General features: G+C 70.5%; 23 protein-coding genes. 8 read left to right on the top strand and 15 right to left on the bottom strand.

The window, feature by feature from the left end; genetic code table 11:
• Window positions 1-247 precede the first annotated feature (247 nt).
• The 4 genes from mch to FV229_RS05455 form a co-directional block, all read right to left on the bottom strand.
• Complete coding sequence (gene mch / locus FV229_RS05470) at window positions 248-1,216, bottom strand: methenyltetrahydromethanopterin cyclohydrolase (RefSeq protein ID WP_147750992.1); 969 nt, start codon at window positions 1,214-1,216, stop codon at window positions 248-250.
• Entirely contained in the window at window positions 1,152-2,351 is a 1,200-nt protein-coding gene (locus FV229_RS05465) for an ATP-grasp domain-containing protein (RefSeq protein ID WP_147750991.1), read from the bottom strand. The genes mch and FV229_RS05465 overlap by 65 nt, the downstream gene beginning before the upstream one ends.
• Before the next feature lie 7 nt (window positions 2,352-2,358).
• Window positions 2,359-3,252, bottom strand: a complete 894-nt coding sequence (locus tag FV229_RS05460) for an NAD(P)-dependent methylenetetrahydromethanopterin dehydrogenase (RefSeq protein WP_147750990.1) — start codon at window positions 3,250-3,252, stop codon at window positions 2,359-2,361.
• A gap of 95 nt (window positions 3,253-3,347) precedes the next feature.
• Window positions 3,348-4,325 carry a beta-ribofuranosylaminobenzene 5'-phosphate synthase family protein gene (locus FV229_RS05455; RefSeq protein ID WP_147751010.1) on the bottom strand — a complete coding sequence of 326 codons (978 nt, stop codon included), beginning with the start codon at window positions 4,323-4,325 and terminating at the stop codon, window positions 3,348-3,350.
• A 344-nt stretch (window positions 4,326-4,669) separates the two neighbouring features.
• On the opposite strand from FV229_RS05455, the gene FV229_RS05450 reads away from it, so the two are divergent.
• From FV229_RS05450 to FV229_RS05425, 6 genes are all read left to right on the top strand, one after another.
• Window positions 4,670-5,698 carry a formyltransferase gene (locus FV229_RS05450; protein WP_147750989.1) on the top strand — a complete coding sequence of 343 codons (1,029 nt, stop codon included), beginning with the start codon at window positions 4,670-4,672 and terminating at the stop codon, window positions 5,696-5,698.
• The gene (locus tag FV229_RS05445) at window positions 5,698-7,341 is read left to right on the top strand and encodes a formylmethanofuran dehydrogenase subunit A (RefSeq protein ID WP_147750988.1); all 1,644 of its coding nucleotides are present in this window, start codon (window positions 5,698-5,700) and stop codon (window positions 7,339-7,341) included. Before FV229_RS05450 ends, FV229_RS05445 begins: the two co-directional genes overlap by 1 nt.
• A 33-nt stretch (window positions 7,342-7,374) precedes the next feature.
• On the top strand, window positions 7,375-8,328 hold the full coding sequence (fhcD, locus tag FV229_RS05440) for a formylmethanofuran--tetrahydromethanopterin N-formyltransferase (RefSeq protein ID WP_147750987.1): 954 nt from the start codon (window positions 7,375-7,377) through the stop codon (window positions 8,326-8,328).
• The gene (locus FV229_RS05435; protein WP_147750986.1) at window positions 8,325-9,119 is read left to right on the top strand and encodes a formylmethanofuran dehydrogenase subunit C; all 795 of its coding nucleotides are present in this window, start codon (window positions 8,325-8,327) and stop codon (window positions 9,117-9,119) included. The genes fhcD and FV229_RS05435 overlap by 4 nt, the downstream gene beginning before the upstream one ends.
• Window positions 9,120-9,428: 309 nt before the next feature.
• Window positions 9,429-9,635 carry a hypothetical protein gene (locus tag FV229_RS05430; protein WP_147750985.1) on the top strand — a complete coding sequence of 69 codons (207 nt, stop codon included), beginning with the start codon at window positions 9,429-9,431 and terminating at the stop codon, window positions 9,633-9,635.
• A gap of 82 nt (window positions 9,636-9,717) precedes the next feature.
• Window positions 9,718-10,056, top strand: coding sequence for a hypothetical protein (locus tag FV229_RS05425; protein WP_147750984.1), 339 nt, complete (start codon window positions 9,718-9,720; stop codon window positions 10,054-10,056).
• A gap of 7 nt (window positions 10,057-10,063) precedes the next feature.
• Here FV229_RS05425 and FV229_RS27275 read toward each other — a convergent pair whose 3' ends face one another.
• The 11 genes from FV229_RS27275 to FV229_RS05375 all read right to left on the bottom strand — a co-directional run bounded on the left by FV229_RS27275 (window position 10,064) and on the right by FV229_RS05375 (window position 22,263).
• Window positions 10,064-10,240, bottom strand: coding sequence for a hypothetical protein (locus FV229_RS27275; protein WP_187273587.1), 177 nt, complete (start codon window positions 10,238-10,240; stop codon window positions 10,064-10,066).
• Window positions 10,241-10,332: 92 nt separating this feature from the next.
• Entirely contained in the window at window positions 10,333-11,049 is a 717-nt protein-coding gene (locus tag FV229_RS05420) for a cache domain-containing protein (protein WP_147750983.1), read from the bottom strand.
• Window positions 11,050-11,300: 251 nt separating this feature from the next.
• Window positions 11,301-11,735, bottom strand: coding sequence for a heme-binding protein (locus FV229_RS05415; RefSeq protein WP_147750982.1), 435 nt, complete (start codon window positions 11,733-11,735; stop codon window positions 11,301-11,303).
• A gap of 163 nt (window positions 11,736-11,898) precedes the next feature.
• A complete protein-coding gene (locus FV229_RS05410; RefSeq protein WP_147750981.1) occupies window positions 11,899-12,873 on the bottom strand; it encodes a CoA ester lyase in 975 nt (324 codons plus the stop codon).
• A 114-nt stretch (window positions 12,874-12,987) separates the two neighbouring features.
• Window positions 12,988-15,747: a phosphoenolpyruvate carboxylase gene (locus FV229_RS05405; protein ID WP_147750980.1), complete on the bottom strand. Its 2,760-nt coding sequence runs from the start codon at window positions 15,745-15,747 to the stop codon at window positions 12,988-12,990.
• Between the two features lie 180 nt (window positions 15,748-15,927).
• The gene (gene sucD / locus FV229_RS05400; protein ID WP_147750979.1) at window positions 15,928-16,818 is read right to left on the bottom strand and encodes a succinate--CoA ligase subunit alpha; all 891 of its coding nucleotides are present in this window, start codon (window positions 16,816-16,818) and stop codon (window positions 15,928-15,930) included.
• Between the two features lie 29 nt (window positions 16,819-16,847).
• A complete protein-coding gene (locus FV229_RS05395; protein ID WP_147750978.1) occupies window positions 16,848-18,020 on the bottom strand; it encodes a malate--CoA ligase subunit beta in 1,173 nt (390 codons plus the stop codon).
• Window positions 18,021-18,253: 233 nt separating this feature from the next.
• Window positions 18,254-18,880 (bottom strand): methenyltetrahydrofolate cyclohydrolase, encoded by a 627-nt coding sequence (gene fchA, locus FV229_RS05390; RefSeq protein ID WP_147750977.1) that lies wholly within the window; start codon window positions 18,878-18,880, stop codon window positions 18,254-18,256.
• An 18-nt stretch (window positions 18,881-18,898) separates the two neighbouring features.
• Complete coding sequence (locus FV229_RS05385; protein WP_147750976.1) at window positions 18,899-19,759, bottom strand: NADP-dependent methylenetetrahydromethanopterin/methylenetetrahydrofolate dehydrogenase; 861 nt, start codon at window positions 19,757-19,759, stop codon at window positions 18,899-18,901.
• Window positions 19,760-19,970: 211 nt separating this feature from the next.
• Window positions 19,971-20,909 carry a D-2-hydroxyacid dehydrogenase gene (locus FV229_RS05380; protein ID WP_147750975.1) on the bottom strand — a complete coding sequence of 313 codons (939 nt, stop codon included), beginning with the start codon at window positions 20,907-20,909 and terminating at the stop codon, window positions 19,971-19,973.
• 142 nt (window positions 20,910-21,051) lie between these two features.
• On the bottom strand, window positions 21,052-22,263 hold the full coding sequence (locus tag FV229_RS05375; RefSeq protein ID WP_147750974.1) for an aminotransferase class V-fold PLP-dependent enzyme: 1,212 nt from the start codon (window positions 22,261-22,263) through the stop codon (window positions 21,052-21,054).
• A 695-nt stretch (window positions 22,264-22,958) separates the two neighbouring features.
• Here FV229_RS05375 and FV229_RS05370 point away from each other — a divergent pair.
• Window positions 22,959-23,780, top strand: coding sequence for a UDP-2,3-diacylglucosamine diphosphatase (locus FV229_RS05370; protein ID WP_147750973.1), 822 nt, complete (start codon window positions 22,959-22,961; stop codon window positions 23,778-23,780).
• On the top strand, window positions 23,777-24,847 hold the full coding sequence (locus tag FV229_RS05365) for a glycosyltransferase family 1 protein (protein ID WP_147750972.1): 1,071 nt from the start codon (window positions 23,777-23,779) through the stop codon (window positions 24,845-24,847). Before FV229_RS05370 ends, FV229_RS05365 begins: the two co-directional genes overlap by 4 nt.
• Window positions 24,848-24,912: the final 65 nt, after the last annotated feature.

Below are 24,912 nucleotides of genomic sequence, written 5' to 3'. Positions count from 1 at the left end.
GTTCACCCTAACGATGGTCCAAGCCGCCGGCTCCGCCGACCCGCAGCGCCCTCTTGCTCCACGCCGTCATCCCGGGGCCGCGAAGCGGAGCCCGGGATCCAGAGCCGCCGACGGCGCCCGAGCTTGCCGCCTCGGCGGATCTGGATTCCGGGCTCGCCTGCGGCGCCCCGGAATGACGGTGGCGGGGAAACCCAGGGAGAGCCGTAGGCAAGGGCCACCGTTTCGAGAAAGCCGGCCTCGTCCGATGCTACGCGAACGACGCCTCGACCAGCTCCGGCATCAGCTTGCCGCCGCGGAAGGTGGCGCCGGTGCGGATCGAGGTGACGATCGCCTCGGCCGGCGAGAACAGCGCGCCGTCGATCTTGTAGAAGTCGCCGTTCACCCGCGAGAAGATCTCGGCGAAGGGCGCGCCGTGGTCGCTCGACGTGGTCGAGGGCAGCTGCTCGGCGAGCTGCTTGGCCTCCGCGTCGTCGGCGTCGACGTAGAGCTGGACGCGGCCGCCGTAGATGATCGCGTCGTTGGTGCGGCCCATCGCCTTGATGAAGTCCGGGTGCTGCGGCGAGAGCGGGGCCGAGCCGATGCCGTCGACGATCCGGTGCAGGTCGAACCCGACCGTGTGCGCCTTGTGCAGGGCGACCTCGAGGACGCGGGCGACGACCTGGGTCGCGCCGGCGAGGCTCTGGGTCGGCGCGAAGATGAAGGTCAGGTCCTCCGGCCGCAGGGAGCAGGCCTCGGCGACTTTTGCGACGACGCTCGCGGGCGGGCCGCCGGCGGCTTCGAGCACCAGGGCCGTCTTCGCGGCGGTGTCGCGATAGCCGAGCTCCTTGTAGAGGTCCTCGACCACGGCGACGGCGCGGCCCGGGCCGGAGCCCAGGGCGAAGAAGCCGGAATCGCCGTCCTCGTCGGCCAGCGACCAGCCGGCATACTGGCTGCCGAGGCAGGCCAGCACCGGGTCGGTCGCATGCACCACCACCGAGTACGGCCAGGACGGGATCGGGCCCGACGGGCTGATCGAGACGGTGCCGAGGCCGCCGAGGCAGATCTCGGCGATACGGCGGCCGGCCTCGATCGAGCCGCGGGCCGAGGCGCCGGCGTCGACCATGCGCGCGCCGCCGGGCTCTTGCGTGACCGACAGGCGCAGCACGTCGGCGTCAGCGACGAAGCGCTCCACCAGGGGCGTCGCGAGGGCGTTCAGGCTCGGCTGTTTGGTGCTCATGTGTTTCCTCCTCGGACAGCCGGTCGCGCAAGCTGGCGATCCGGGTCCTCAATTCTTGTCGTGCCGCCGGCCCGTCCGGCCCCCCCGCCAGGACGGTGCAGAGCGGTGCGTCCCGCGTCACGCGTGTCCCGGCGCGGGGCCGGTCCCGCACGTGGTCCGGCCAGGCGACCGCCGGGATGACGGCGTGATCCCGCGCCGCGTAACAGATCTGGGACGCCGCCGCATCCTCCGGGGTGGGTCCGAGGGCGGGCGCCGCTCCGAGGCAGGCCGCGACGTGGGCGGCAAGCAGCGGCACGCCGCGGCGGTCGAGGACGTCCAGGGTGGCGCCCGGGCGCGGGTTGATCTCCGTCAGCCGCCAGCTCGTGCCGTCGGACAGGACGTCAGCGCTGGCGAGGCCGCGCAGACCGGTCGCGCGGACGAGGCGCCCGGCCGCCTCCACGATCGCCGAGACGATCGCAGGGGCGAGCGGCGACGCCTCGTTCCGCCCCGGCGCCAGCGCGCCGGCGTAGCGGTGGGGGCGCAGGGGCGAGGCTACGCTCCATTGTTCGGTGAGCGCGAGCACGTGGACCTCGGACGCGTCGGCGAGAAAATTCAGGGCGAAGGCCCGCCCCGGCACCCGCGCCTGGAAATACGCGCCCGGCGGGGCCGGCCCGCGGGTCGCGGGCCGGATGTGGCCCCCGCCCGAACCGCCGGCGCGCTTGAGCAGCCACGCCTTCGGTTCGTCGAGCCGCGCCAGCGTCACGGCCGGATGGGGGATGTCGAGACTTCGGCAGAGGGCCGCGAAGCGCAGCGGGTCCTTCAGGGCCGAGACGGCGGCGGCGCTCGCGCCGAGCAGGCGATGACGCGCGCCGATCGCGTCGATCAGAGCCGGCGCCGCCTCGAACCCGCTTCCCAGGATCACGCCGATCGGCCTACCTCCGGCCGACGCCGACAGCTCGTCGAGGCGCGCGAGCACCGCCGCCCCGAGCCGACCGGTGCCGAATCGGCCCTCCAGCGGGCGATGTGCTTCGGCCAGCTCCAGCGTGTCCGAATCGGCGAACAGGTCGGCGACGAAGGGACGGAGCCCGGCGCGGCGCGCGGCCTCGGCCAGCGCGCGGCCGGATTGCGCCGCGATCAGGACCGCGTCGCCGGCCATGCCGAGGTCAGCCGGCGACCTCGACCGCCAGGGTGTAGGCGTCGCGGAAATCGAGGCAGAGCGGCGTCTCCGAGGCGAGCATCCGCCCGAACAGCTGCTTCTGCGTCTGGTACTTCACGTTGCCGACCGCGAGCGCGCCGATGCCGACGCCCTTGCCGACCGGTAGCGCCACGTCCACCGCGTTGACGTCGATCCCGGCGATCCCGGCCGGGGGCACGGCGTTGACGTCGGAGGCGACGAGCAGGTTCGGCGCGAAGCTCAGGTCTTCGGCCGAGAGGATCGGGATGCCGGCGGGGCCGGCCGACAGGATCACGTCGGCGTCGGCGATCGCCCTGCGGCGGTCGTCCGGGGTGGTGCCGTCGACGGCGCCGACCTCGATGCCGAAGCGCCACTTCATGGTGAAGGCGATCTTCGAGACGCGCTCCTCGCCGTCGTGCCCGACGATCACCGTCTTCGCGCCTTCGAGCGCGCCGATCACCGCGGCGACGTAGGCCACGACGCCGGCGCCGCCGAAGATGACGATGCGCTTGTCCTTCAGGCCGGTGCCGAATTTTTCGCGCAGCGCCCGCGAGACCTGCGCCACCATCGCCGCACCGGTGGTGAAGGATCCGGCCGGGTCGGCGAACAGGTGGTTGGCGAAGGGCGGCACGAAGGCCTTCTTGGCCCGGTCCATCATATCGAGGGCGTCTTCGGCGTTCTTGCCGCCGATGAAGATGCCGGTGCGGGCGCCGTCGCCGGGCGCGCGCGAGAAGATCGAGTCCTGGGTCAGCGAGACCACGTCGGGCAGCGTCACGTCGGTGTAGGTGACGATGGTCTCGAACCCGGCATCCACGGCCATGTTCACGTCGAACGGGCTCATGTGCTTGAGCGGCGTCAGCATGTGCAGGATCGAGCGGGCCATGGCGTTTCCCTGTCTGGTGCGAGGAGCGTCGTTCGACGTCGTTGTGAGTCGCAATCGCGGCTCGTGGTCAAGCGTAACGGGTCAGCCGTGACGCATCATGCGTCCGCGATCTCGGCGCCCACGTTCCGGCCGCGCGCGATCAGGAAGCGCAGCGGGCCCGGCCGCGCCAGCCCGGCGACGAGGGCGTTCGCCTCGGCCTCCGAGGGCATCAGCGCGAAGCCGGTCGGGCCCCAGGAACTCTGGCCGTAGCCGGCCACGCCCTGGTCCGCGATCGTCCGCAGCGCCTCGGCGACGGCGGGGCTCGCGTAGCGGCCGCCCTGGTGTGGAGCGAAGTGGTCGCCGATCAGCCGCTGGATCTGGGTGATGCCGGCGCCGAAGCCCTGGGGCTCGGCGAGCACCGCGGCCGGCATCACCTGCATCAGCACGATCCGGCAGATTTCCGCGGCCTGGCGCTCGGGGAAGCGCGGCAGCTCGGCGAAGGCGCGCTGCTCGCGCGAGCCGTGGATCCCGGTGGCGCTCTCGTCCAGGATCAGCACCACGCGCCACGCCTCCGGATAGGAGAGCCGCGCGATCACCGGTGGTGGCGCACCGGTGGCGTCGCGTCCGCCGTCGACGATGAGGCCGCCCTCGGTGAAGGCCGACAGGCCGACACCGGAGCGGTTGCCCCGATCGAGCGCGTTCGAGAAGTCTTCCGCCGAGAACGGCTTGCCGGAGAGCTTCGCCAGGGCCGCGGCGACGCTGAGCGCGAGCTGGGTGCCGGAGCCGAAGCCGGCATGGGCGGGGATCGCCTCCTCCACCCGGATCGCCACCGCCTCCGGCACGCCGAGATGGCTCGCCGCCGCCTGGACGTAGCCGCGCACGCGCGCCTCCTCCGGGCCGGTGACGCTCAGCGTCTCGGCCGCGGTCGCGGTCAGGCGCACGGCGGGGGCGTCGATCGCCAGGCCGATGCTGCCGAAGCGGCGGCCGAGGCCGCCATGCAGGTCGAGGAACCCGAAATGCAATCGCGCCGGCGCGTGGACGCGAACGGAACGCGACACGGCGGCCCAGGATGGGCTGCGGGCGGAATCCGACATGTCGATGCCTTCCGCGATGCCTGCCGCCTTCGCCACGCCGCCTCGCCCTGTCGTCGCTCCGAACCTCCAGGAATGGTCCGCGCGGAAGCCGGCTTCTCCCATGGAGGCGCCCCGCCGGGCAACCGCCTGACGGAGCCGGGCGCCCGCAAATCGCGGGCAAAGGGTTGCCTGCGGCGTGCGAGCGATGCAAACGTGCCTTCCAGCGCAGGCATTCCGAGTGCCGCCTGGGCGGGATCGCATCCCGTTCGGGCAGGCCATTCCGGCTTCGACGGCTTTTCCGCCGTCCTCCCCGGTCTTACGGCGACGATCTGCGACGCCTCAAGAAACGGTTCGGGTGAGGACGCATGACAGCCTGGGTGAAGGGTGACGCGACCGATGCGGAGGGCGCCATCGCGGCCGCCGCCGCCTTGCTCGCCGCCGCGCACGCACCGGTCTTCGCCGGCCTGAACGCCGACGTCGCCGCGATTCGCGCAGCCTACCGCCTCGCCGGCACGATCGGCGCCTCCCTCGACACGCAAGGGGCCGCCGGGACCTATGCCGACCTCGGCGCGCTCGCCCGCGTCGGTGCGATGACGACGACCCCGGCCGAGGCGCGCGGGCGCGCCGACGTGGCGCTCGTCGTCGGCACGAAGGCCGACGCCGCCGCCCTCGTTGCCGCCCTGCGCGGCGGCAAGCCGGTGCGCGGCCGGGCGGCCGGAGCCGACCGCCAGGTGCTCTCTGTCGGGGGCGCCTCCGCTGAGACCCTGGCCTCCGACCTCGCCCTGCTCCGCGCCTACGCGAAGGGCCACCTGAAGGACGAGTCGCCGCTCAACGGGATCGCCCGCGCCCTCTACGCCGCACAGTACGGCGTGGTCCTGTACGACCCGGCCGAGCTCGGCGAGCTCGGCGTCGAGATGTTGCAGGGTCTGGTGCGGGACGTGAACGAGGTCACGCGCTGCTTCGCGCTCTCGCTCGGTGATTCCGACCAGGACCGCGCGGTCGTCCAGGTCTCGGCCTGGACCACGGGTCAGGCCCCGCGCACGGGCTTCGGTCGCAAGGTGCCCGAGCACGATCCCTGGCGCTTCGACGCCGCGCGCCAGGTCTCGGCCGGCGAGGCCGACGCCGCGCTCTGGCTCTCGTCGCTTCCGGCCGCGCGCCCCGATTGGCTCGACGCACTGCCCTCGATCGCCATCGTCGGCGAAGGCAGCCCCGAGGCCGCGCCCGGCACCGCCGAGATCGTCATCGCGGTGGGCGTGCCCGGCGCAAGCGCGGGCGGCGTCCTCTGGAACGAGGGCCGCGCGGCCCTGACCTACCGGCCCGGCGCGGGCGGTGGCCCGTCCGCCGCCGACGTGCTGGCGCGCATCGAACACCATATCGCTGGGAAGGATTCCTGATGCTGATCCGGATCCAGGGCGGCCGGGTGGTCGACCCCACGGCCGCCCGCGACGGCGTCGGCGACGTCTGGGTCGAGGACGGTCGCGTCGTCGCCCCCTCCGAGCGGACGCCCGACCGCACCGTCGACGCGACGGGCTGCGTGGTGATGGCCGGCGGCGTCGAGGTGCACTCGCACATCGCCGGCGGCAACGTCATCACCTCGCGGCTGCTGCTGCCGGACCTCTACGTCAGCGAGACGGCGCCGAACGGCCACCCCTTCGCCCATGCCGGCGGGGCGGCGGCCTGGATCGGCGCCGCCTACGCCAAGATGGGCTACACCACCGCCGTCGAGCCGGCGATGCCGCCGACCCACGCGCTGGCGACCCAGCTCGAGCTCGCCGACATCCCGCTCCTCGACCGCGGCGCGCTCGCGGTGATGGGCAACGACGACCAGCTGCTGCAGCTGCTGCGCGAGGGCGAGAGCCGCGACGCGGTGCGCGATCTCGTGGCGCTCAACGTGGCACAGAGCCGGGCGCTCGGCGTCAAGTGCATCAACGCCGGCGGCGCCTCCGCCTTCAAGGACGGCGTGCTGAAGCTCAGCCTCGACGACGAGATCCCGGTCTACGGGCTCTCGACGCGCAAGATCATGGGCTCGCTTCTCGACGCGGTCGAGGAGATCGGCGTGCCGCACCCGCTGCACGTCCACTGCAACAACCTCGGCCTGCCGGGCGCCGACGACAGCTTCGTCGAGACGCTGGAGGCGGCGGAAGGCCGGCGCATCCACTTCGCCCACGCGCAGTTCTACGCCTACGGCGCCGCGGACCCGGCGAACCCCGGCACCGGCGGCTTCCGCTCAGCCGCCCGCCGCATCATCGACGCGATGCACGCGAACCCGCACGCGACGCTCGACATCGGGCAGGTGGTGTTCGGCCAGACCGTCACCGTCTCGATGGACATCCTGCGCCAGTTCGGCGGCCGCAAGGGCGCCAACCCGAAGAAGTGGGTGCTGAACGCGGGCGACGCCGAGGGCGGCGGCGTGGTGCCGTTCCTCTACAAGCCGCGCGGGCCCACGAGCTCGCTGCAATGGGCGATCGGCCTGGAGATCATGCTGCTCTCGAACGAGCCCGAGCGCACGATCCTGACCACCGACCACCCGAACGGCGGCCCATTCACTGCCTACCCGCGCATCATCCACCTGCTGATGGACAAGGAGGAGCGCGACCGCGAGATCGCGACCTTGCCCAAGGTGGTGCACGAGCGCTCCTCGCTGCCCGAGATCGAGCGCGAGTATTCCTTCTCCGAGATCGCCGAGCTGACGCGCTCCGGGCCGGCCAAGCTGCTGGGCCTCGCCGACCGCGGGCACCTGCGCGACGGCGCGCGCGCCGACATCGCGGTCTACCGCGAGGACAAGAACCGCACCGCGATGTTCGCGAGCGCCAAGCTCGTGCTCAAGGACGGGGTGGCGATCGTCGAGGACGGCGAAATCGTGAACTGGCATGTCGGCCGTTCGCTCTCGCTCGTCGTCGAGTCCGACAAGGCGATGGAGCGCCGCGCCGACGCCTACCTGCAGGACCGGTTCGGCCAGGGCCTCGACAGCTTCACTGTCCCGGATGCGGCCTTCCCCGAGGCCGAGGTGTTCGAGGACGTGGCATGCCGGGCATGAACGAGCGGCTTCGCGTGAGGGACCTGAACCCGAATGTCTGACCTCACCCTCAACGGCATCCGCGTCGAGGACACCTTCGCGGAGGCGTTCGACGTCGCCGGCACCGCGATCGTCGTCACCAACGACACCGCGAAGTGGGCGATGATCGCCGCCACCACGATGACGGGCTTCGCCACCTCGGTGATCGGCTGCGGCGCCGAGGCCGGGATCGACGCCGAGCTCTCGCCCGAGGAGACGCCGGACGGTCGCCCGGGCGTGCGCATCCTGCTGTTCGGCTTCGAGCCGAACGGGCTGAAGGAGCAGCTCCTGAAGCGCGTCGGGCAGTGCATCCTCACCTGCCCCGGCACCGCATGCTTCGCCGGCGTCGAGGGGCCGACCAAGATCAAGCTCGGCGGCGCGATCCGCTACTTTGGCGACGGTTTCGCCATCGCCAAGCGCCTGCCCGACCACACCGGCAAGATGCGCCGCTACTGGCGCATCCCGGTGATGGACGGCGAGTTCCTGTGCGAGGATTCGGTGCGCGCGGTCGACGGCGCGGTCGGCGGCGGCAACCTGCTGTTCCTCGGCCGCAACCACGCCGAGACCCTGAAGGTGGCCGAGGTCGCCGTGGAGGCCGCGAAGGCGATCCCCGGGGCGATCCTGCCCTTCCCCGGCGGCATCGTCCGCTCCGGCTCGAAGGTCGGCGCCCGCACCAAGGGCATGATGGCCTCGACCAACGACGCCTACTGCCCGACGCTGAAGGGCCGGGCCGGCTCGGCGCTGCCGGCCGAATGCGGCGTGGTGCTGGAGATCGTCATCGACGCGCTGACCTCTCAGGGCGTTTCCGATTCGATGCGGGCGGCGCTGCACGCGGCGACCGAGGTCGGCGCGCAGCACGGACTCGTGGCGATCACCGCGGGTAATTACGGCGGCAACCTCGGGCGGCACCATTATCGCCTTCGCGATCTGCTTGAAAAGAATCCTGCCGTGAAGGAGACCGAAGCGTGAGCGTCCTCTCCCTGCGGCAGGCGCCCCCCGAGCGCCTCGACTTCCTCGACATCGCCCCCGCGACCCTGGCCGCGCTGTCGCAAGGCGAGGCCGAGCGCCTGCCGATCGGCACGACCCGGCGCGGCCTCGTCCTCGGCGACTGCTTCCAGGTGTCGCTCGACGGCGGCGACAGCCTCACCATCGAGGGCGGCCACGAGCGCCTCGACCGCGTCGGGGCCGCGCTCGGCCAGGGTACGATCCGCGTCGTCGGCGATGTCGGGCAGCGCCTTGGCGAAGGCATGGCCGGCGGCACGCTCACCGTCACCGGTGACGCCGGACCCTACGCGGGCACCGGCGCGACCGGCGGCACCATCACGATCGAAGGCGATGCCGGCGACCATGCCGGCGGCGCGGTCTACGCGGCCAAGGCCGGGCTCGACGGCGCGACGCTGATCGTCAAGGGCACGGCCGGCCGCCACCTCGGCGACCGCATGCGGCGCGGGCTGATTCTCGTCGAGCGGGCCGGCGACCACGCCGGCTCGCGGATGATCGCCGGAACGATCGCGGCGGGCTCCGTCGGCGACCACCCCGGCTTCGGCATGCGCCGCGGCACCCTCCTTCTCGGCAGCCACGGCCGCCTGACGCCGACCTTCGTCGAGACCGGCACCCACGACCTCGTCTTCCTCCGCCTCCTGGCACGCTCGCTCCAGCGCCTCAGCCCGCGCCACGCCGAGATCGCCGCCGGCCCGCTCCGCCGCTACTCCGGCGACCTCGCGACGATCGCCAAGGGCGAGATCTGGGCGGCGGCTTGAAGCGCGGCCCCTCTCATGGGGGGGGCATGTCGCATTCACACCGCGTCGAACGCCTCCGCCGTGGCGACTGGATCGCAGGTCACGTATCGCGGCCCCCTCTCCCCGAACGGGAGAGGGGACCCACGTTCGATCCGGTGACGCATTGGGATACGTGAAGGCGAGCCTCCGAATGGGCGGATGAGCCGCGCTGGACATGCGGTGATTCGCGTCGGTGCGCCGCGAGATATCTCCGTTTGCCGTGCCGCGGCGGCGCCTTAAGGTCGGCGCAACCCGGCCACGGAGCCGGGACGATGCGAGGACGCCCCGCCGATGTTGATCCTGCTGTCCGCCTGCCTGCTGTCGCAACCGACGCAGTGCCACGACGACCAGATCCCGATGTCCTACCAGGGCACCAACCCGTTCATCTGCCTGCGGCACGCCCAGAGCGTGCTGGCCGAATGGCAGGCGGCCCACCCCGAGCTCCACGTCGCGAAGTGGCGCTGCGCAGTGCGCGGAACGGTGCCGAGGGACCTGTGAGCGGCGTCCGCCGAAGCTGAACGGTTGCCGACCCACGCGCTCGCGCACGGTTCAGACTCGGTCGATCATCCTCCGGACTTCGATGGCCGCCGGCCACGCACTCCGCGAGGACATGTCGTGTCGCTTCTCCGTTTTCGTCTGGCCGGGCTCTGCGCCTTGGCGCTCGCCGGCCAGGGCCTCGCCGCCGCCGCGCGGGCCGCACTTCACCGCCGGGCCGGACTTCGAGCCGCCCGAACGCTGCCGCAGCTTCGTGAAGCGCCGAATCGACGCGTACGGCGAGGAGGTTTTGCGCCGGGTTCGCGTCTGCGACGAGCCCGGCGGTTACGACGAGGGCCCACGGCGGCGGCCGGTGTTCTACGACCATCCGCCGCGTCCGCCGGCCGACATCCCGGATCGCGAATGGGGCGGTCCGCGCTGGTAGCCGGGCGTCAGGCGCGGATCGGCGCCTTCTTCAGCGCCGCGGCGAAGGCCTTGAGCTGGCGGTTCAGGTCCGCTAGCTCGTTCAGGGCGATGGTCTTGTGGCCGTCCTTGACGGCGCGCTCGATGTCCTCGACCTGCGAGGCTGCGAGGCGCCGGAGTGCGGTGGCGACTTGGTCACGGGTCAACGGCGCCTCTCCCGGCACGACGCTTGGGGGAAATTCGGTGATAGGTCGACAGGCTTAACCGTTGGTGTGCGGGCCGCCTGCCGAGGCGCGGATCAGTCGTCCGGCGTCGTCGTGGGCGGCGCCAGGGCGGCCTGCGCCGCCTGCAGCCCGGCGCGCGCCTTCTCCATCGCCACCGCCTTCGCGCCGGCCTCGGCGTTCAGCGCTTCGAGGAAGGCCGTCCAGTCCTCACGCAGCGCCGGCGGCATCGCGCCGTCCAGCCGGTCGCGTAGGTGGGCGGCGCGAGCGCCGGGGCTGTCCGTCGGCGCGGCCGCATCCGACTCGTAGATTCCGACGCCGCAGACCTGGTCGCCGGCGCGGGTGTAGTAGGTGGTCTTCGGAAGCGCGACGGTGCTGCCCGGCTTCGGAAAAAGGTAGCGGATCGCTGAGACCTGTCCCGGCGCCGCCGTCTCCATCATCGTGCGGATGAAGTAGGTGCCGTCGCTGTCGTGCAGGTCGCGGACGTTCTGGCCCTGCAGGACCGGGTTGGGGTGGGCGCTCATCACCCCGTCCGGCCCGACGCAGAACACGTAGGTGTCCGCGGTGCGGAAGCCCGCCTCGCCCTTGGTAAAATGCGCGAGCGCCGCCGGCTTGTCGGCCGCGAGCGCGGCGACCACGTGCTTCAGCATCCATTTGGCGCTCGCTTCCGCGCCGACGTCGCCACAGGACGTCGGCGCCTCGCCGTCGCCGCAGGCGCGGGCGCCCTGGGGCGAAGCCGCCAGCCCAAGGGCGACGAGGAGGGTCAAGGCGAAGGTCGAACGGAACGGTCCCATCGGTCGTGCCTCGACGGTCGAGCGGAGGCACCTGCGCGGCGAAGGCACCATCGCAAGGGAGCCTCGCGCAAAGGAGCCTCGATTCGTCCGGCCGACGACTGTTCACCGTCGGCCTGGACCTGCTGATCGACAGCTTCCATCGATTTTTTCAAATCTTCAAGCTCGAAATGCAGGCATCGCGCGGCCGAAAAACAATGCATCGTCTTCGACGGCGCCACCCTTCTTAAGAAGGGCGGCGCCGCCTGCTGGGATCAGGTCCGCCAGGGGTGGGCCGGAAGCGCGGTCTTGCCGATCGCGCTGGCGCCGGCCTCGGCCACCGCGTGGTCGTCTTCGACGGTCGAGCCGCTGACGCCGATGGCGCCCGACATCTCGCCGTCCGCGTCGACGATCGGGATGCCGCCGGGGAAGGTGATCAGCCCCTCGTTCGAGTGCTCGATGCCGTAGAGGGGCTTGCCCGGCTGCGACAGCGCGCCGATCTGGCCGGTCATCATGCCGAAGAACACCGAGGTCTTGGCCTTCTTCTGGGCGATGTCGATCGAGCCGACCCAGGCGCCGTCCATCCGGTAGAACGCCTTCAGGTTTCCGCCGGAATCGACGACCGCGATGCACATCTGGGTGCCGAGCTCGGTCGCCTTGGCCTTCGCGGCAGTGATCGCGGTCTCCGCCTGCTCGATGGTGACGTGCATGGTGTTCACTCCCTGTTGGCGCCCCCAGGCCGGGGCGCGTCGTCCCCGCGGGGTCGGCGGGGATACCAATCGACAACGGCCGGGTTTGCGCCCGGTGCCGAAAACGAGGACGGCCGCCCCGGTTGGTCCGGAGCGGCCGCGGATTGATCGACGTCTGCGGTCCTTACTTGGCCGACATCGCGTTGGCCTTCTCGATCAGCGCCTCGGCCATGCGGATCGAGGCGATGTCGATCAGGCGGCCGTCCAGCGAGACGGCGCCGCGGCCTGCCTTGGCGGCCTCTTCCATGGCCACGAGGATGCGGCGGGCCTTGGTCACCTCGGCCTCGGACGGGGTGAACACCTCGTTGGCAAGGTCGATCTGCGAGGGGTGGATCGCCCACTTGCCCTCGTAGCCGGCCGACGCGCAGCGGCGGGCAGCGGAGGTGTAGCCGTCGGGATCGGAGAAGTCGCCGAACGGGCCGTCGATCGGGCGCAGGCCGTAGGCGCGGCAGGCGACCAGCATGCGCTGCTGGGCGAACAGCCACGGGTCCTGCCAATGGGTCTCGCGCTTGCCGCTCTCGTCCTTGTCGGTGAGCACGCTGTAATCGGGGTTCACGCCGCCGATGACCTGGGCGCGGGCGCGACAGGAGGCGGCGTAGTCGGCCACGCCGAAGGACATCGCCTCGAGGCGCTTGGAGGAGGTCGCGATCGCCTCGACGTTGGCCATGCCGAGCGCGGTCTCGATCAGCACCTCGAAGCCGAGCTTCTTCTCGCGCTTCTTGGCCTGCTCGATCTGCGTCACCAGCACGTCGATCGCGTAGACGTCGGCCGGCACGCCGACCTTGGGAATCAGGATCATGTCGAGGCGCGGGCAGGCTTCGACGATCTCGACGACGTCGCGGTACATGTAGTGGGTGTCGAGACCGTTGATGCGGATCATCATGGTCTTCGTGCCCCAATCGATGTCGTTGAGGGCTGCAATGATGTTGGTGCGGGCCTTCTCCTTGTCGTCCGGCGCGACCGCATCCTCGAGGTCGAGGAAGATCACGTCGGCGTTCGAGGTGGCCGACTTCTCCATGAAGGTCGGGTTCGAGCCGGGCACGGCGAGCTCGGAACGGTGGAGCCGCGGGGTGGCCTGCTGGACGAGGGTGAAGCTCATGGGTCTCTCCTGGTGGGGTGGATGTCGTCGGAGCGCGGGCGCAGCTAAGGGGCCCGCGCGTCGTGTTTCAACATGGGCCGCGTCGCACCGCGCGACAGGCCCGGCGGAACGTTTTCAGCCGGTGGCGCCGAAGCCGACGGCGATGCAGTTGATCGAGAGCAGCAGGGCGGACTTCACCGCCTCGCGCTTGTCTTCGTCGGCCTCGGCGCGGAAGCGGCGCAGCAGCTCGACCTGCTCGCGGCCGACCTGATTGATCGTCGGCAGGCGCCCGGTGAGCCTGTCGCGGAACAGCGGCGCGCGCTCGGCCAGCTCCCGGCCGCCGGTGATCCGCAGCACCATCTCGCGCGTCAGCGCGTACTCGGCCTCGATCATCCCGAAGATGCGCTCGCGAATCTCGGGGTCGGCGACGAGGCCGGCGTAGTCGCGGGCGATGCCGAGGTCGACCATCAGCAGCGTCTTCTCGACCTCGTCGAGGATCAGCCGGAACAGCCGGCATTCCTGGAACAGGCGCTTGAGCAGCGCCTCGCCTGGGTCGCCGCGCACGTCGAGGAAGCTGCGGATGCCCGATCCGACGCCGTACCAACCGGTGACCACGTGACGGTTCTGCGCCCAGGCGAACACCCAGGGGATCGCGCGCAGGTCGCTCAGCGACTTCGCGCCGAAGCGCCGCGCCGGTCGCGACCCGATGTTGAGCAGCGCGATCTCGTCCAGCGGGCTCGCCGACTGGAAGTAGTCGACGAGGCCGTCGGCCTGGAGAAGGTTGACGTAGGCCGCGCGCGAGGCGCCCGACAGCGCCTCGAGGGCGTCGTCGAACTCGTGCCGGGGCTGGTTCGCCCGCTGCCGCTCGGATTGCAGCGCGTGCTCGAACACCGAGGCGGCGAGCAGCTCCATCTGGTAGGCGGCGGTGCCGCGGTTGGCGTACTTGAACGAGACCACCTCGCCCTGCTCGGTGGTGCGGAAGCGGCCGTTGATCGAGCCGGGCGGCTGCGCGTCGATCCCGCGCTGGGTCGGCACGCCGCCGCGGCTCACCGAGCCCCCGCGCCCGTGGAAGAAGGCGATCGGCACGCCGGCTTCCTTGCCGAGCGCCGTCAGCTTGGACTGCGCCTTGTACAGCTCCCAGTTCGAGGCGACGAAGCCGCCGTCCTTGTTCGAATCCGAGTAGCCGATCATCACCTCCTGCACGCCGCCCTGCCAGCGGGTGGAGCGGCGCACCACCGGGACGGCGATCAGCTCCTTCATGATCGCAGGCGCCGCGCGCAGATCCTCGATGGTCTCGAACAGCGGCACGATCGGCAGCGGGCAGATCTCGGTGCCGGCCGCGTCGAGGTAGAGCCCGGCCTCCTTGGCCAGCAGGTACGCGCCGAGGATGTCGGGGACGGAGCGGGTCATCGACAGGACGAAGGCGCCGAAGGCCTCGCGGTCGAGGGTGTCGCGCATCTCGCCGACCAGCGCGAAGGTGGCCAGGGTCTCGCGGGCGTCGTCCGGCAGGCCCTCGAAGGAGGTCTCGCCGGTCCGCGGTCGCGCCAGCTCGGCGACGAGCCAGGCCTTCCATTCCGGCGTGTCGAGGTCCGGCGGCGCCTTGCCGCCGTTCTGGCGGGCATAGAGCGCGTGCAGGGTCTTGGTGGTGCGGGTGGTGTTCTCGCGCAGATCGAGCCGGACGGTGGAGAATCGGAAGATTTCCACCATCCGCCGCACCGGCCGCACCAGGTCGGTGGCGAGCGAGGTGCACTTGGCGTCCGAGAGTCCCTGCTCCAGGGTGCGCAGGTCGTTGATCAGGCCGTCGGCGCTCGGGTAGTCCGGGCCGTTCGCGCGGCCGCCCTCGTTGCGCCGGATCGTCGCCTCGAGCTTGCGCAGGATGCAGGACAGGTACTGGCGATAGGCCTCGCCGGGGTTCCGGCCGGCGATCGCCTTGGCGTCGCCGCTCTCGGACAAAGCCCGCGCGAGCTCGGCCCGGAAGGTCTCGGGGACGGGCATCGAGCGCTCGGTGAGCGAGAGCACACGGCCGAGATGGAGCACGCCGTCGCGGTAGCGCTTGAGCGAGGCGAGCGCGTTCCACTTCAGCGTCTCGCGGGTGACGCTTGCGGTGACGTAGGGGTTGCCGTCGCGGTCGCCGCCGATCCAAGAGCCGAACTGGAAGAAGGCCGGCACCTCGAACTTTTCATCCGGGTAGTACTGCGCCAGCGACTCCTCGAGCGAGTAGACCACCTCCGGCAGCATCTCGAATAGGGTCTCGTCGAAGAAGTGCAGGCCCCAGGAGACCTCGCGCTCGACGGTGGCCTTCTCCAGGTGCAGCTCGCCGGTCATCCAGACGAGCTCGATCTGGTCGCGCAGCTCGTTCATCAGGCCGTTGCGCTCGCGCGTGGTCCAGCGCGGCAGTTCGAGCTCGCGCAGCACGAGGTAGATCCGCCGGAACTTCTCCAGCACGGTCACGCGCTTGCCCTCGGTGGGGTGGGCGGTGATCGTCGGGCGGATGCGCAGGTCCTTCAGCAGTGCATGGATTTGATGCGCGGGGATGCCGCTGGCCGATGCCTCGGCCAGCACCTTGGCGAACGAGCCGCCGAGCGCCGAGCGGCCTTCCGTGCGCTCGACGTGCCGGCGCCGGCGCATGGCGACGTTCTGCTCGGCGATCGACAGCAGCTGGAACCAGATGCCCTGCACCTGGAGCGCGCGGGCCAGCATCTCGGGCGTGAAGGTCGAGATGTCGGCGGTTCCGTGCAGCACCGCCTCGAGTTCGGGCTCGTGCCGGCGCGCCACGTCAAGCAGCGCGTGGAACAGGATGTCGAGCGCCTCTTTGGACGAGGTGCCGGTGATCACCGGCGGCGCGAAGGCGTTCTCTTCGGCATGGCTGAGGGACGCGTGGAGGGTCTTTGGCATCGGATCAAGCCACCTGGGGCGGATGTCGTTCTGGCGGGGGTGGCACCGCGCGGCCCCCTCTCCCGTCCGGGAGAGGGTTGGGGTGAGGGATGCAGGTCCATCCGGCGAGGGCATCCCCCTCATCCGGTCCCTCACCGGACGGGTGAGGGGACCCGCACTTTCAGGTTCGCGCGTCGAGCGTTACGCCGCCCGGCGCATCACCTCGGCCACGGTGTCGCCGAACGAGCCGGGGTCCGGCGCCACGGTGAGGCCGTAGGAGCGCATGATCTCGGCCTTCTCGGCGGCGCTGTCGCCGGTGGCGGAGATGATCGCGCCGGCATGCCCCATGCGGCGCCCCTTCGGCGCCGTGAGGCCGGCGACGAACCCGATCACGGGCTTGGAGAAGTTCGCCTTGATCCAGGCCGCGGCCTCGGCCTCCTGCGGGCCGCCGATCTCGCCGATCATCAGCACGGCCTCGGTCTCCGGGTCCTGCTCGAACAGGGCGAGGTGGTCGAGGAAGGACGATCCGTTGATCGGGTCGCCGCCGATGCCGACCGAGGTCGAGATGCCGATGCCGTGCGCCTTCATCTGCGAGGCGGCCTCGTAGCCCAGCGTCCCCGAGCGCGAGATCACGCCGACGTTGCCCTTCAAGTAGATGTGGGGCGGCATGATGCCGAGCATCGACTTGCCGGGCGAGATGATGCCGGCGCAGTTCGGGCCGACCACCATGGTGCGGCGCTCCTTGGGATAGCGCATCAGGTAGCGCTTCACCCGCATCATGTCCTGGGCCGGGATGCCGTCGGTGATCGAGCAGACCAGCTTCAGCCCGGCGTCGGCCGCCTCCATGATCGCGTCCGCGGCGAAGGGCGGGGCGACGAAGGTGATCGAGGTGGTGGCGCCGGTGGCCTCCACCGCGTCCTTCACGGTGTTGAACACCGGCAGGCCGAGATGGGTCTTGCCGCCCTTGCCGGGGGTGACGCCGCCGACGACGTTGGCGCCGTACTCCTTCATCTCCTTGGCGTGGAAGGTGCCCTTGTCGCCGGTGATGCCCTGGACGATGATCGGGGTGGTCTCGTCGATGAGAATGCTCATGGCGGGTTCCTTCGCTTATCTCACGGACGTCAGTGCTTGGTGCCGTCGCAGGCCTCGACGGCCTTGCGCGCGGCGTCCGACAGGGTCTCGGCGGTGATCAGGTCGAGCCCGCTCTCGGCGAGGATGCGCTGCCCGGCCTCGACGTTGGTGCCGGCCAGCCGCACGATCAGGGGCACCTCGATCTTCACCTCGCGGGCCGCCTGGACCACGCCCTCCGCGACCCAGTCGCAGCGGTTGATGCCGGCGAAGATGTTGACGAGGATCGCCTTCACGTTCTTGTCCGAGAGGACGAGGCGGAAGGCGGTGGCGACGCGCTCAGGCGAGGCGCCGCCGCCGACGTCGAGAAAGTTCGCCGGCTCGCCGCCCGCGTGCTTGATCATGTCCATCGTCGCCATGGCCAAGCCCGCGCCGTTGACGATACAGCCGATCTCGCCCTCGAGCCCGATGTAGCTGAGGTTGTGCTCGGCGGCCTGGGCCTCGCGCGGGTCGCCCTGCGACGGGTCGTGCATGTCGGCGATGTTGCGACGCCGGAACATCGCGTTGTCGTCGAACGACATCTTGGCGTCGAGCGCCAGCACGCGGTCGTCCTTGGTGACGACGAGCGGGTTGATCTCCAGCATCGTGCCGTCGCAATCGCGGAACGCCCGGTAGGCGTTCATGATCGTCTTCACCGCGGCCGAGACCTGCTTGATGTTGAGCCCGAGCTGGAACGCGATCTCGCGCGCCTGGAACTGCTGCAGGCCGACGGCCGGCTCGACCACCACCTGGATCAGCGCCTCGGGCTCGTTCGCCGCGATCTCCTCGATGTCCATGCCGCCGCGCTGCGAAGCGATGACGCGGACGCGCTCGGCCTTCCGGTCGAGGACGTAGCCGAGGTAGAGTTCGCGCTCGAACGGGTCCGCGGTCTCGACGTAGACCCGTTGCACCGGCTTGCCCTCGGGCCCGGTCTGCAGGGTGACGAGGCGCTTGCCGAGAAGCTCGCGGGCGGCGTCGCGAACCTCGTTGTAGGTCCGGCACAGCTTGATCCCGCCGGCCTTGCCGCGGGCGCCGGCATGGATCTGCGCCTTCACCGCCCAGAACGAGCCGCCGAGCTCGGTCGCCGCGTAGACGGCCTGGTCGGCACTGAAGGCGACGGCACCCTTGGGAACCGCGACGCCGAAGCTCGCGAGCAGTTCCTTGGCCTGGTACTCGTGCACGTCCATCGGGCGCCTCCTTCCGTATTGTTCTTCGATACGGTTCTACGCCCTCATTTTACTTTGGGGGAGGCCGATGCCGCATCAAATTTTTTTGCATTCTCGTTGAGTTCGCCTTGATCGGCGAAGGAATGCTTGGATTGTGCTTGCTGCGACGCAGCATATCGCGGCCGCGACGGGTCGCGAACCACGCGGCATCGGATCGACGGCTTCCGTGAGAACGCCGCCGACCCGGACGCGCCTCAGTTCACCTTGGCCTTGACCACGTCGTAGACCTTCTCGTTGAGTTCGCCGGCGTCGCCGAGCAGCCCTTCGAGTTCCTTCAGGCGCGCGTCCGCGAAGTCGCGGTCGTCGAGGCCCTTCGCGTTGACGTAGACGTTGAGGGCGGCGCTGCGCAGGCCGGCATGGGCCGAGAGCACGGCCACGCCCGCATCCGAGATGACGTTGAGGTTGCCCTTGTCGGCCACCACCTCGGCGAGGTCGATCACCGCGCGGCAGGCGCGGCAGCAGGTGAGCGGAACGTCGGTGGCGACCTTGAGCGCCGCCTGGATCTTCTCCGCCCGGGCGGCCTTCTCCTCGTCGGTCGCCTTCGGGAGCCCGTAGGCGCCCATCACCGCGTCGAAGGCGGCGACGTCCTCGGCGATCATGCCGGTGAGCTGCGCCCGCAAAGCCTCGGACTGCGCGAGCATGTCCTTCAGCTCGGCCTCGACCTCGACGTACTTCTTCTTGCCGATGGTGAGGTTGCACACCATCGAGACCAGGGCTGCGCCCATGGCGCCGGAGATGGCGGCGGCACCGCCGCCGCCGGGGGTCGGGGCGGCGCTGGCCAGCCCGTCGAGGAAGGTGGCGATCGTATCGTGCTCGGCCATGCGCCCCACTCCCTTTGTTCAGGCCATCTTCTTGGCGAGGGCGTAGATCTCCTCGGCGTCCAGCACCTGCTCGGTGCTGTCGAAGAGCTGCCCGACGCAGGCGCGGTGGAGCTTCAGCTTGAGGCCGCCGATCCCCAACGCGCCGAACGACTTCTTGCCGTGGCGATCCTTGCCCTTGTCCATGGCGTCGATGCCGCCGAAGCCGAGCGGCGGCTGGGCGTTGTAGTCGGCGACGAACTCGATCGAGGCCTCGTCCTTCCAGGCCGATTCGGGCAGCAGCTCGATGCCGATGGCGCCGGCCGAGAACACGAGGTTCTTGCCCTTGACGATCTCGGCGCGCGAGGCCTCGTCGGGGGTGGCGGCCGCGGTCACGGCGACGCCGAAGCGCTTGTTGACGGCGTCGGCCGCGGCCTGTGCCCGGTCGAACTGCCGGGCGGCGATGACGACCTCGGCGCCTTCCTTGGCCAGCAGCGCGGCCGAGCGCATGCCGACGGGGCCGGTGCCGGCGAGCACGACGGCCTTCTTGCCTTCGAGCGAGCCTGCGGCCTTCGCCACCAATGCGACGCCGGCTGCGGCGGTGGTGTTCGAGCCGTTCGAATCGAGCATGGTCGAGACGCGGAACGGGCCGAAGAAGCGTTTCTTCACCGCGGCGAGGACGGCCTCGCCGGCCGCCATGTTGCCGCCGCCGACGAAGATCGCCGTCGACTTCTTCTCGGAGCCGCCGCGGGTGTAGATCGTGCCGTCGACCAGCGCCCCGACGTTCTCCGGGGTCACGCCTCCGTAGCCGGTGATGTGGTCGGCGCCGCCGTCGTACCCGACGACCGTGTCGAACACGGACGGCATCGCATCGGTGTCGAACAGGAACAGAAGCTTCTTCATGGTGCGTCCTCTCGTCCGCGTCTCGGCGCGGCTGGCGTTTGGTGTTGAATTCGAGGTTCGGGCGCCCTCCCCCGCGACGTCATTCCGGGGCGCCGAAGGCGAGCCCAGAATCCAGAGCCGCGGATGCGGACGGTTGGAACAACCCCTGCGTGTCTAGATTCCGGGCTCAGCTTTGCGGCCCCGCGGTGAGACTTCCGACGCGCTTCGGGGCCTAGACCACGTTCTGCGGCGTGCCGGCGACGTAGGCCTCGACGTTGTCGACGAGCTGGTCGGCCAGGATCTGCATCGCCTCCTTGCTCGCCCAGGCCACGTGCGGCGTGACGATGAGGTTCGGCAGGTCGAGGTCGCACAGGATGTTGCCGTCCTTGGGCGGCTCCTGCACCACCACGTCGAAGCCGGCGCCGCCGATCGTGCCGGCCTTGAGCGCTTCGGCGAGCGCCGCCTCGTCCACGAGGCCGCCGCGAGCGGTGTTGATAAGGATGGCGTGCTTCTTCATCTTCGCCAGCTGCTCGGCGCCGATCATGTTCCGGGTCTCGGGCGTGAGCGGCGCGTGCAGCGTGATCACGTCGGACTGGGTCAGGATCGTCTCGAAGTCGACGAGGCCCTCCTGCGGGAAGACGTCGTAGGCGATGACCTTCATGCCGAGCGCCTCGGCCCGCTGGCCGATCGACTTGCCGAGCGCGCCGTAGCCGACGATGCCGAGCGTCGAGCCGGCGATGTCGTGGATCGGGTAGTCGAAGTAGCAGAACTGGGTGGACTTGTTCCAATCGCCCCGGCGCACCGAGTTGGCGTACGGCACGATCGCCCGCCGCAGGGCGAAGATCAGCGCGATGACGTGCTCGGGCACGGTGTTGAAGGCGTAGTTGCGGATGTTGACGACGGTGATGCCCTGAGCCTTGGCCTGAGCCTTGTCGACCACGTCGGTGCCGGTGGCGGCGACCGCGATGAGCTTGAGGTCGGGGAGCTGCTTCAACGTGTCGGCGCGCATCGGCACCTTGTTGATCAGCGCGATCTCGGCGCCGGCCAGCCGGGAGACGATCTCCTCCGGCGTCCAGGTCGAATCGTATTCCTTGTAGTCGTGCGGGAAGTTGAACGGCCGGACCGTGGCGTCGAGGGACTCGCGGTCGAGGAATACGATCTTCTTCGTCATGGAACGCCTTTCATGCGACGGCCGGATCGGGTCTCAAGCCCGCGACGCGTCGGCCGCGGCGATCCCGATCCGGTTCGAGATGATCCCCTCTCGTCCGGGTGTGCGCGGGGGCGTCGCCGCCCCCGCGCGATAGCCTTCGTCGTCAGCCGCGGGAGAGCGGGTTTTCGCGCAGGTAGCTCGACGCCGCCGCGACGCCCGAGCCCGGCGTGACGTGCACGCCGCAATCGATCATCGCCATCTCGGCGCCGGCGATCGCGCCCAGCAGCGACAGCTCGTTCAGGTCGCCGAGGTGGCCGATGCGGAACACCTTGCCCGCGACCTGGCTGAGGCCTGCGCCCAGCGAGAGGTTGTAGCGGTCGTACGCGTGCTTGATGATCTTGGCCGCGTCGACGCCCTCGGGCGCCAGGATCGCCGTCACCGTGTCGGAGTTCCACTTGGGCTCCTTGGCGCAGGTCTTCAGGCCCCACGCCGCCACGGCCTGACGGGTCGCCTCGGCGAGCACGTGGTGGCGGTGGTAGACGTTGTCGATGCCCTCTTCGCGGATGCACGTCAGAGCTTCGCGCAGGCCGTAGAGCAGCGGCAGCGGCGGGGTGTAGGGGAAGTAGCCGGTGGGGTTCTGCTTCAGCTGGTCCGACCAGGCGAAGTAGACGTGGCCGAGACGGTCGTTGCCGCCCGCGCCGCCGCCCTCGGAGATCTTGATCGCCTTGGCGCTGGCGCAGAGCACGCCGAGGCCGGCCGGCAGCATGAAGCCCTTCTGCGAGCCGGCGATGGCGCAGTCGACCTTCCATTCGTCCATCTTGAACGGCAGCGAGCCGATCGACGAGATGCCGTCGACGAACAGCAGCGCCGGGTGGCCGGCGGCGTCGATCGCCTTGCGGACGGCGCCGATGTCGCTGGTGACGCCGGTCGCCGTCTCGTTGTGGACGACCATCACGGCCTTGATCTTGTGGTCGGTGTCGGCGCGCAGGGCCTCACCGATCTTCTCCGGGTCCGCGCCGGTGCCCCAGGCCTCGTCCTGCACGATCACGTCGAGCCCGAGGCGCTGGGCCATGTCGACCCAGAGGTGGCTGAACTGGCCGTAGCGGGCCGTCAGGACCTTGTCGCCGCGGCAGAGGGTGTTGGCGAGCGCCGATTCCCAGATGCCGGTGCCGGAGGACGGATAGAAGATGATCGTGCCGGCCGCGGAGCCGAACACGATCTTGGCGTCCTGGAACAGGGGCTTCACCAGCGCCGGGAAGTCCGGCGAGCGGTGGTCCTCCGAGGGGACGTGCATCGCGCGCAGCACGCGGTCCGGGATGTTGGTCGGGCCGGGAATGAAAAGGTGGTTGCGTCCGGGGCGCCGCGTTGCAGCCATGGGTGTGTCCTCCGATTACCAAGATACGTTGGCCGGCAAGCCGGCGTCAGGAACGATGCGCCGGCAGGCGGCGCATGGGCGTGTGGTGATCCGTGGGCGTTCTGGCGAGCGGTGTGCCGAACCGGCGCGGCCGGAAGCGCGCGGGAGGGCTGTCCCGCGCGGAACTTCCGCGTCGTCGGTCGGTCGCATCGCCGGGCGTTGCGGAGCGGCGGAACGGTCTTGCACCGCTCGCGGTCGCGGCATGGATCCATGCCGGTCGCCTCCGATAGCCTTCGTCTTCCTTGCGTCGGCCGTGCCCGGTGCGCAAGCCGCACGACGCGGATCCTGCACGCCGGAATTCCGACGACCTTCGACACTGTCCTCCCCGTCGTCCCGCCCCGGGCCACGATTCAAGTCGATCCATCCGGCCGCCCCGCCACGAGGCGAGGCCGGCCGCTCGGGTCGGCGATCCCTTGGCCGTCTCCGGCGCCCGCCTTTCGGCAGGTGATCGCTTTGCATCCATTATGGACACCGAAGCCTCACAAGCAAAACTGGAAAAACTTCCCGGATGGCGAAAAAAAATTGTCGTGCACTGCAACAATCGCGCGAACGACCTTTGTGTTGCTTGCTGCATCGCAGCATCGAACGGATGCCACCGTCATCAAACTGAGACGCGTTTCCGGTTTGGCTCGGCCGAAGACCGCCGGGAGATGCTCGTGGCCGACGACACGGAAGGGACGACCCGCGTCCGCAGCCTGTTCCTCTCAGACCTGCACCTCGGCACCCGTGGCTGCCAGGCCGGGCTGCTGCTGGACTTCCTGAAGGACTACGACGCCGACACGCTCTACCTCGTCGGCGACATCGTCGATGGCTGGCAGCTCCGCTCGGGCTGGTACTGGCCGCAGGGGCACAACGACGTGGTGCAGAAGCTGCTGCGCAAGGTGCGCAAGGGCTCGAGCCTGGTCTACGTGCCGGGCAACCACGACGAGTTCCTGCGCGACTACATCGGCACCACCTTCGGCGGCATCGAGATCGCCGAGAGCCGCATCCACGAGGCGGCCGACGGGCGGCGCTACCTCGTGATCCACGGCGACCAGTTCGACATGGTGGTGCGCCACGCCCGCTGGCTCGCCCACCTGGGCGACGGCGCCTACACCGTCGCGCTGTTCGTCAACACCGGCCTGAACAAGCTGCGCCGGCGCCTGGGCCTGTCCTACTGGTCGCTCTCGGCCTGGGCGAAACTGAAGGTGAAGAACGCGGTCAACTTCATTGGCGCGTTCGAGACCTTCCTCGCCGACGAGGCCCGGCGCCAGGGCGCCGACGGGGTGATCTGTGGCCACATCCACCACGCCGCCGACCGGCGCATCGACGGGTTGCGCTATCTCAACACCGGCGACTGGGTCGAATCCTGCACCGCCCTCGTCGAGCATTACGACGGCCGCATGGAGGTGCTGCACTATCCGACCATCCTCCGAGCCCGCGCGGCGGAGGCCGAGCGTGCGGCGCTTCCGGCGCCGGACCGCCGGGCCGTCGCGTGAGGCTGCTCGTCGCGACCGACGCCTGGGCGCCGCAGGTCAACGGCGTGGTGCGCTCGCTGGAGCGCATGGCCGAGGCCGCCCCCGCGCGCGGCTTCGAGCCGTTCTTCCTGACCCCGCGCGACTTCCGCTCGCTGCCGATGCCTGGCTATTCCGAGATCCGCCTCGCCCTCGCCGGCGCCCGCGGAATCGGCGTGGCCTGGGAGCGGATCGACCCGACCCACGTGCACATCGCCACCGAGGGCACCATCGGCCACGCGGTGCGCCGGCTCTGCATCGCCAAGGGCCGGCCCTTCACCACCAGCTACCACACCCGTTTTCCCGAATACCTCGCCGCCCGCGCGCCGATCCCGGAAGCCTGGAGCTACGCCTGGCTGCGGCGCTTCCACCGAGCCGCCAGCGGCACGATGGTCAGCACCGCCTCCCTCGAACACGAACTCGCCGGCCGCGGCTTCCGCAACCTGATGCGCTGGACGCGGGGCGTCGACACCGAGCTGTTCCGCCCGGCCGAGCCGGAGGCGCCGCCGCCCAAGGCGCTCGACGGGTTGCCGCGTCCGATCTTCCTGTTCGTCGGCCGCGTAGCGGTGGAGAAGAACGTCGCCGCCTTCCTCGGCCTGGACTTGGCCGGCAGCAAGGTGGTGGTCGGCGACGGGCCGGACCGTGCCCGGCTCGCGGCCGCCCACCCGCAGGCGCGCTTCCTCGGCACCCGCACCGGCGCGGAACTCTCCGCCCTCTACGCCGCCGCCGACGTGTTCGTGTTCCCGAGCCTCACCGACACCTTCGGCATCGTGCTGCTCGAAGCGATGGCCTGCGGCCTGCCGGTGGCGGCCTACCCGGTGACCGGCCCCCTCGACGTCGTCGCCGGGACCGGCGCCGGCGTGCTCGACGCCGACCTGCGGACGGCGTGCTTGGCCGCCCTACGCATCCCGCGGGCCCAATGCCGCGCCGAGGCGCTGCGGCGGACATGGGCCGAGAGCGCCCGCCAGTTCTTCGGCAACATCGAGAGCGCGCACGCCCACGCCGCCGACCTCGCCCTGCCGGCGGGCGCCGAGGCGGCGCTGCTCGGCTGATGGGGTGACGGGCCGAACGAGGAATGCGAAGGGTCGCGGCCCCGTGGAGACGCGACCCTTCGCAT

Source organism: Methylobacterium sp. WL120, assembly GCF_008039465.1.
Lineage (GTDB): Bacteria > Pseudomonadota > Alphaproteobacteria > Rhizobiales > Beijerinckiaceae > Methylobacterium > Methylobacterium cerastii.
Note: the sequence above shows the minus strand (reverse complement) of the source record. Positions and strands in the feature narration are given on the sequence as shown.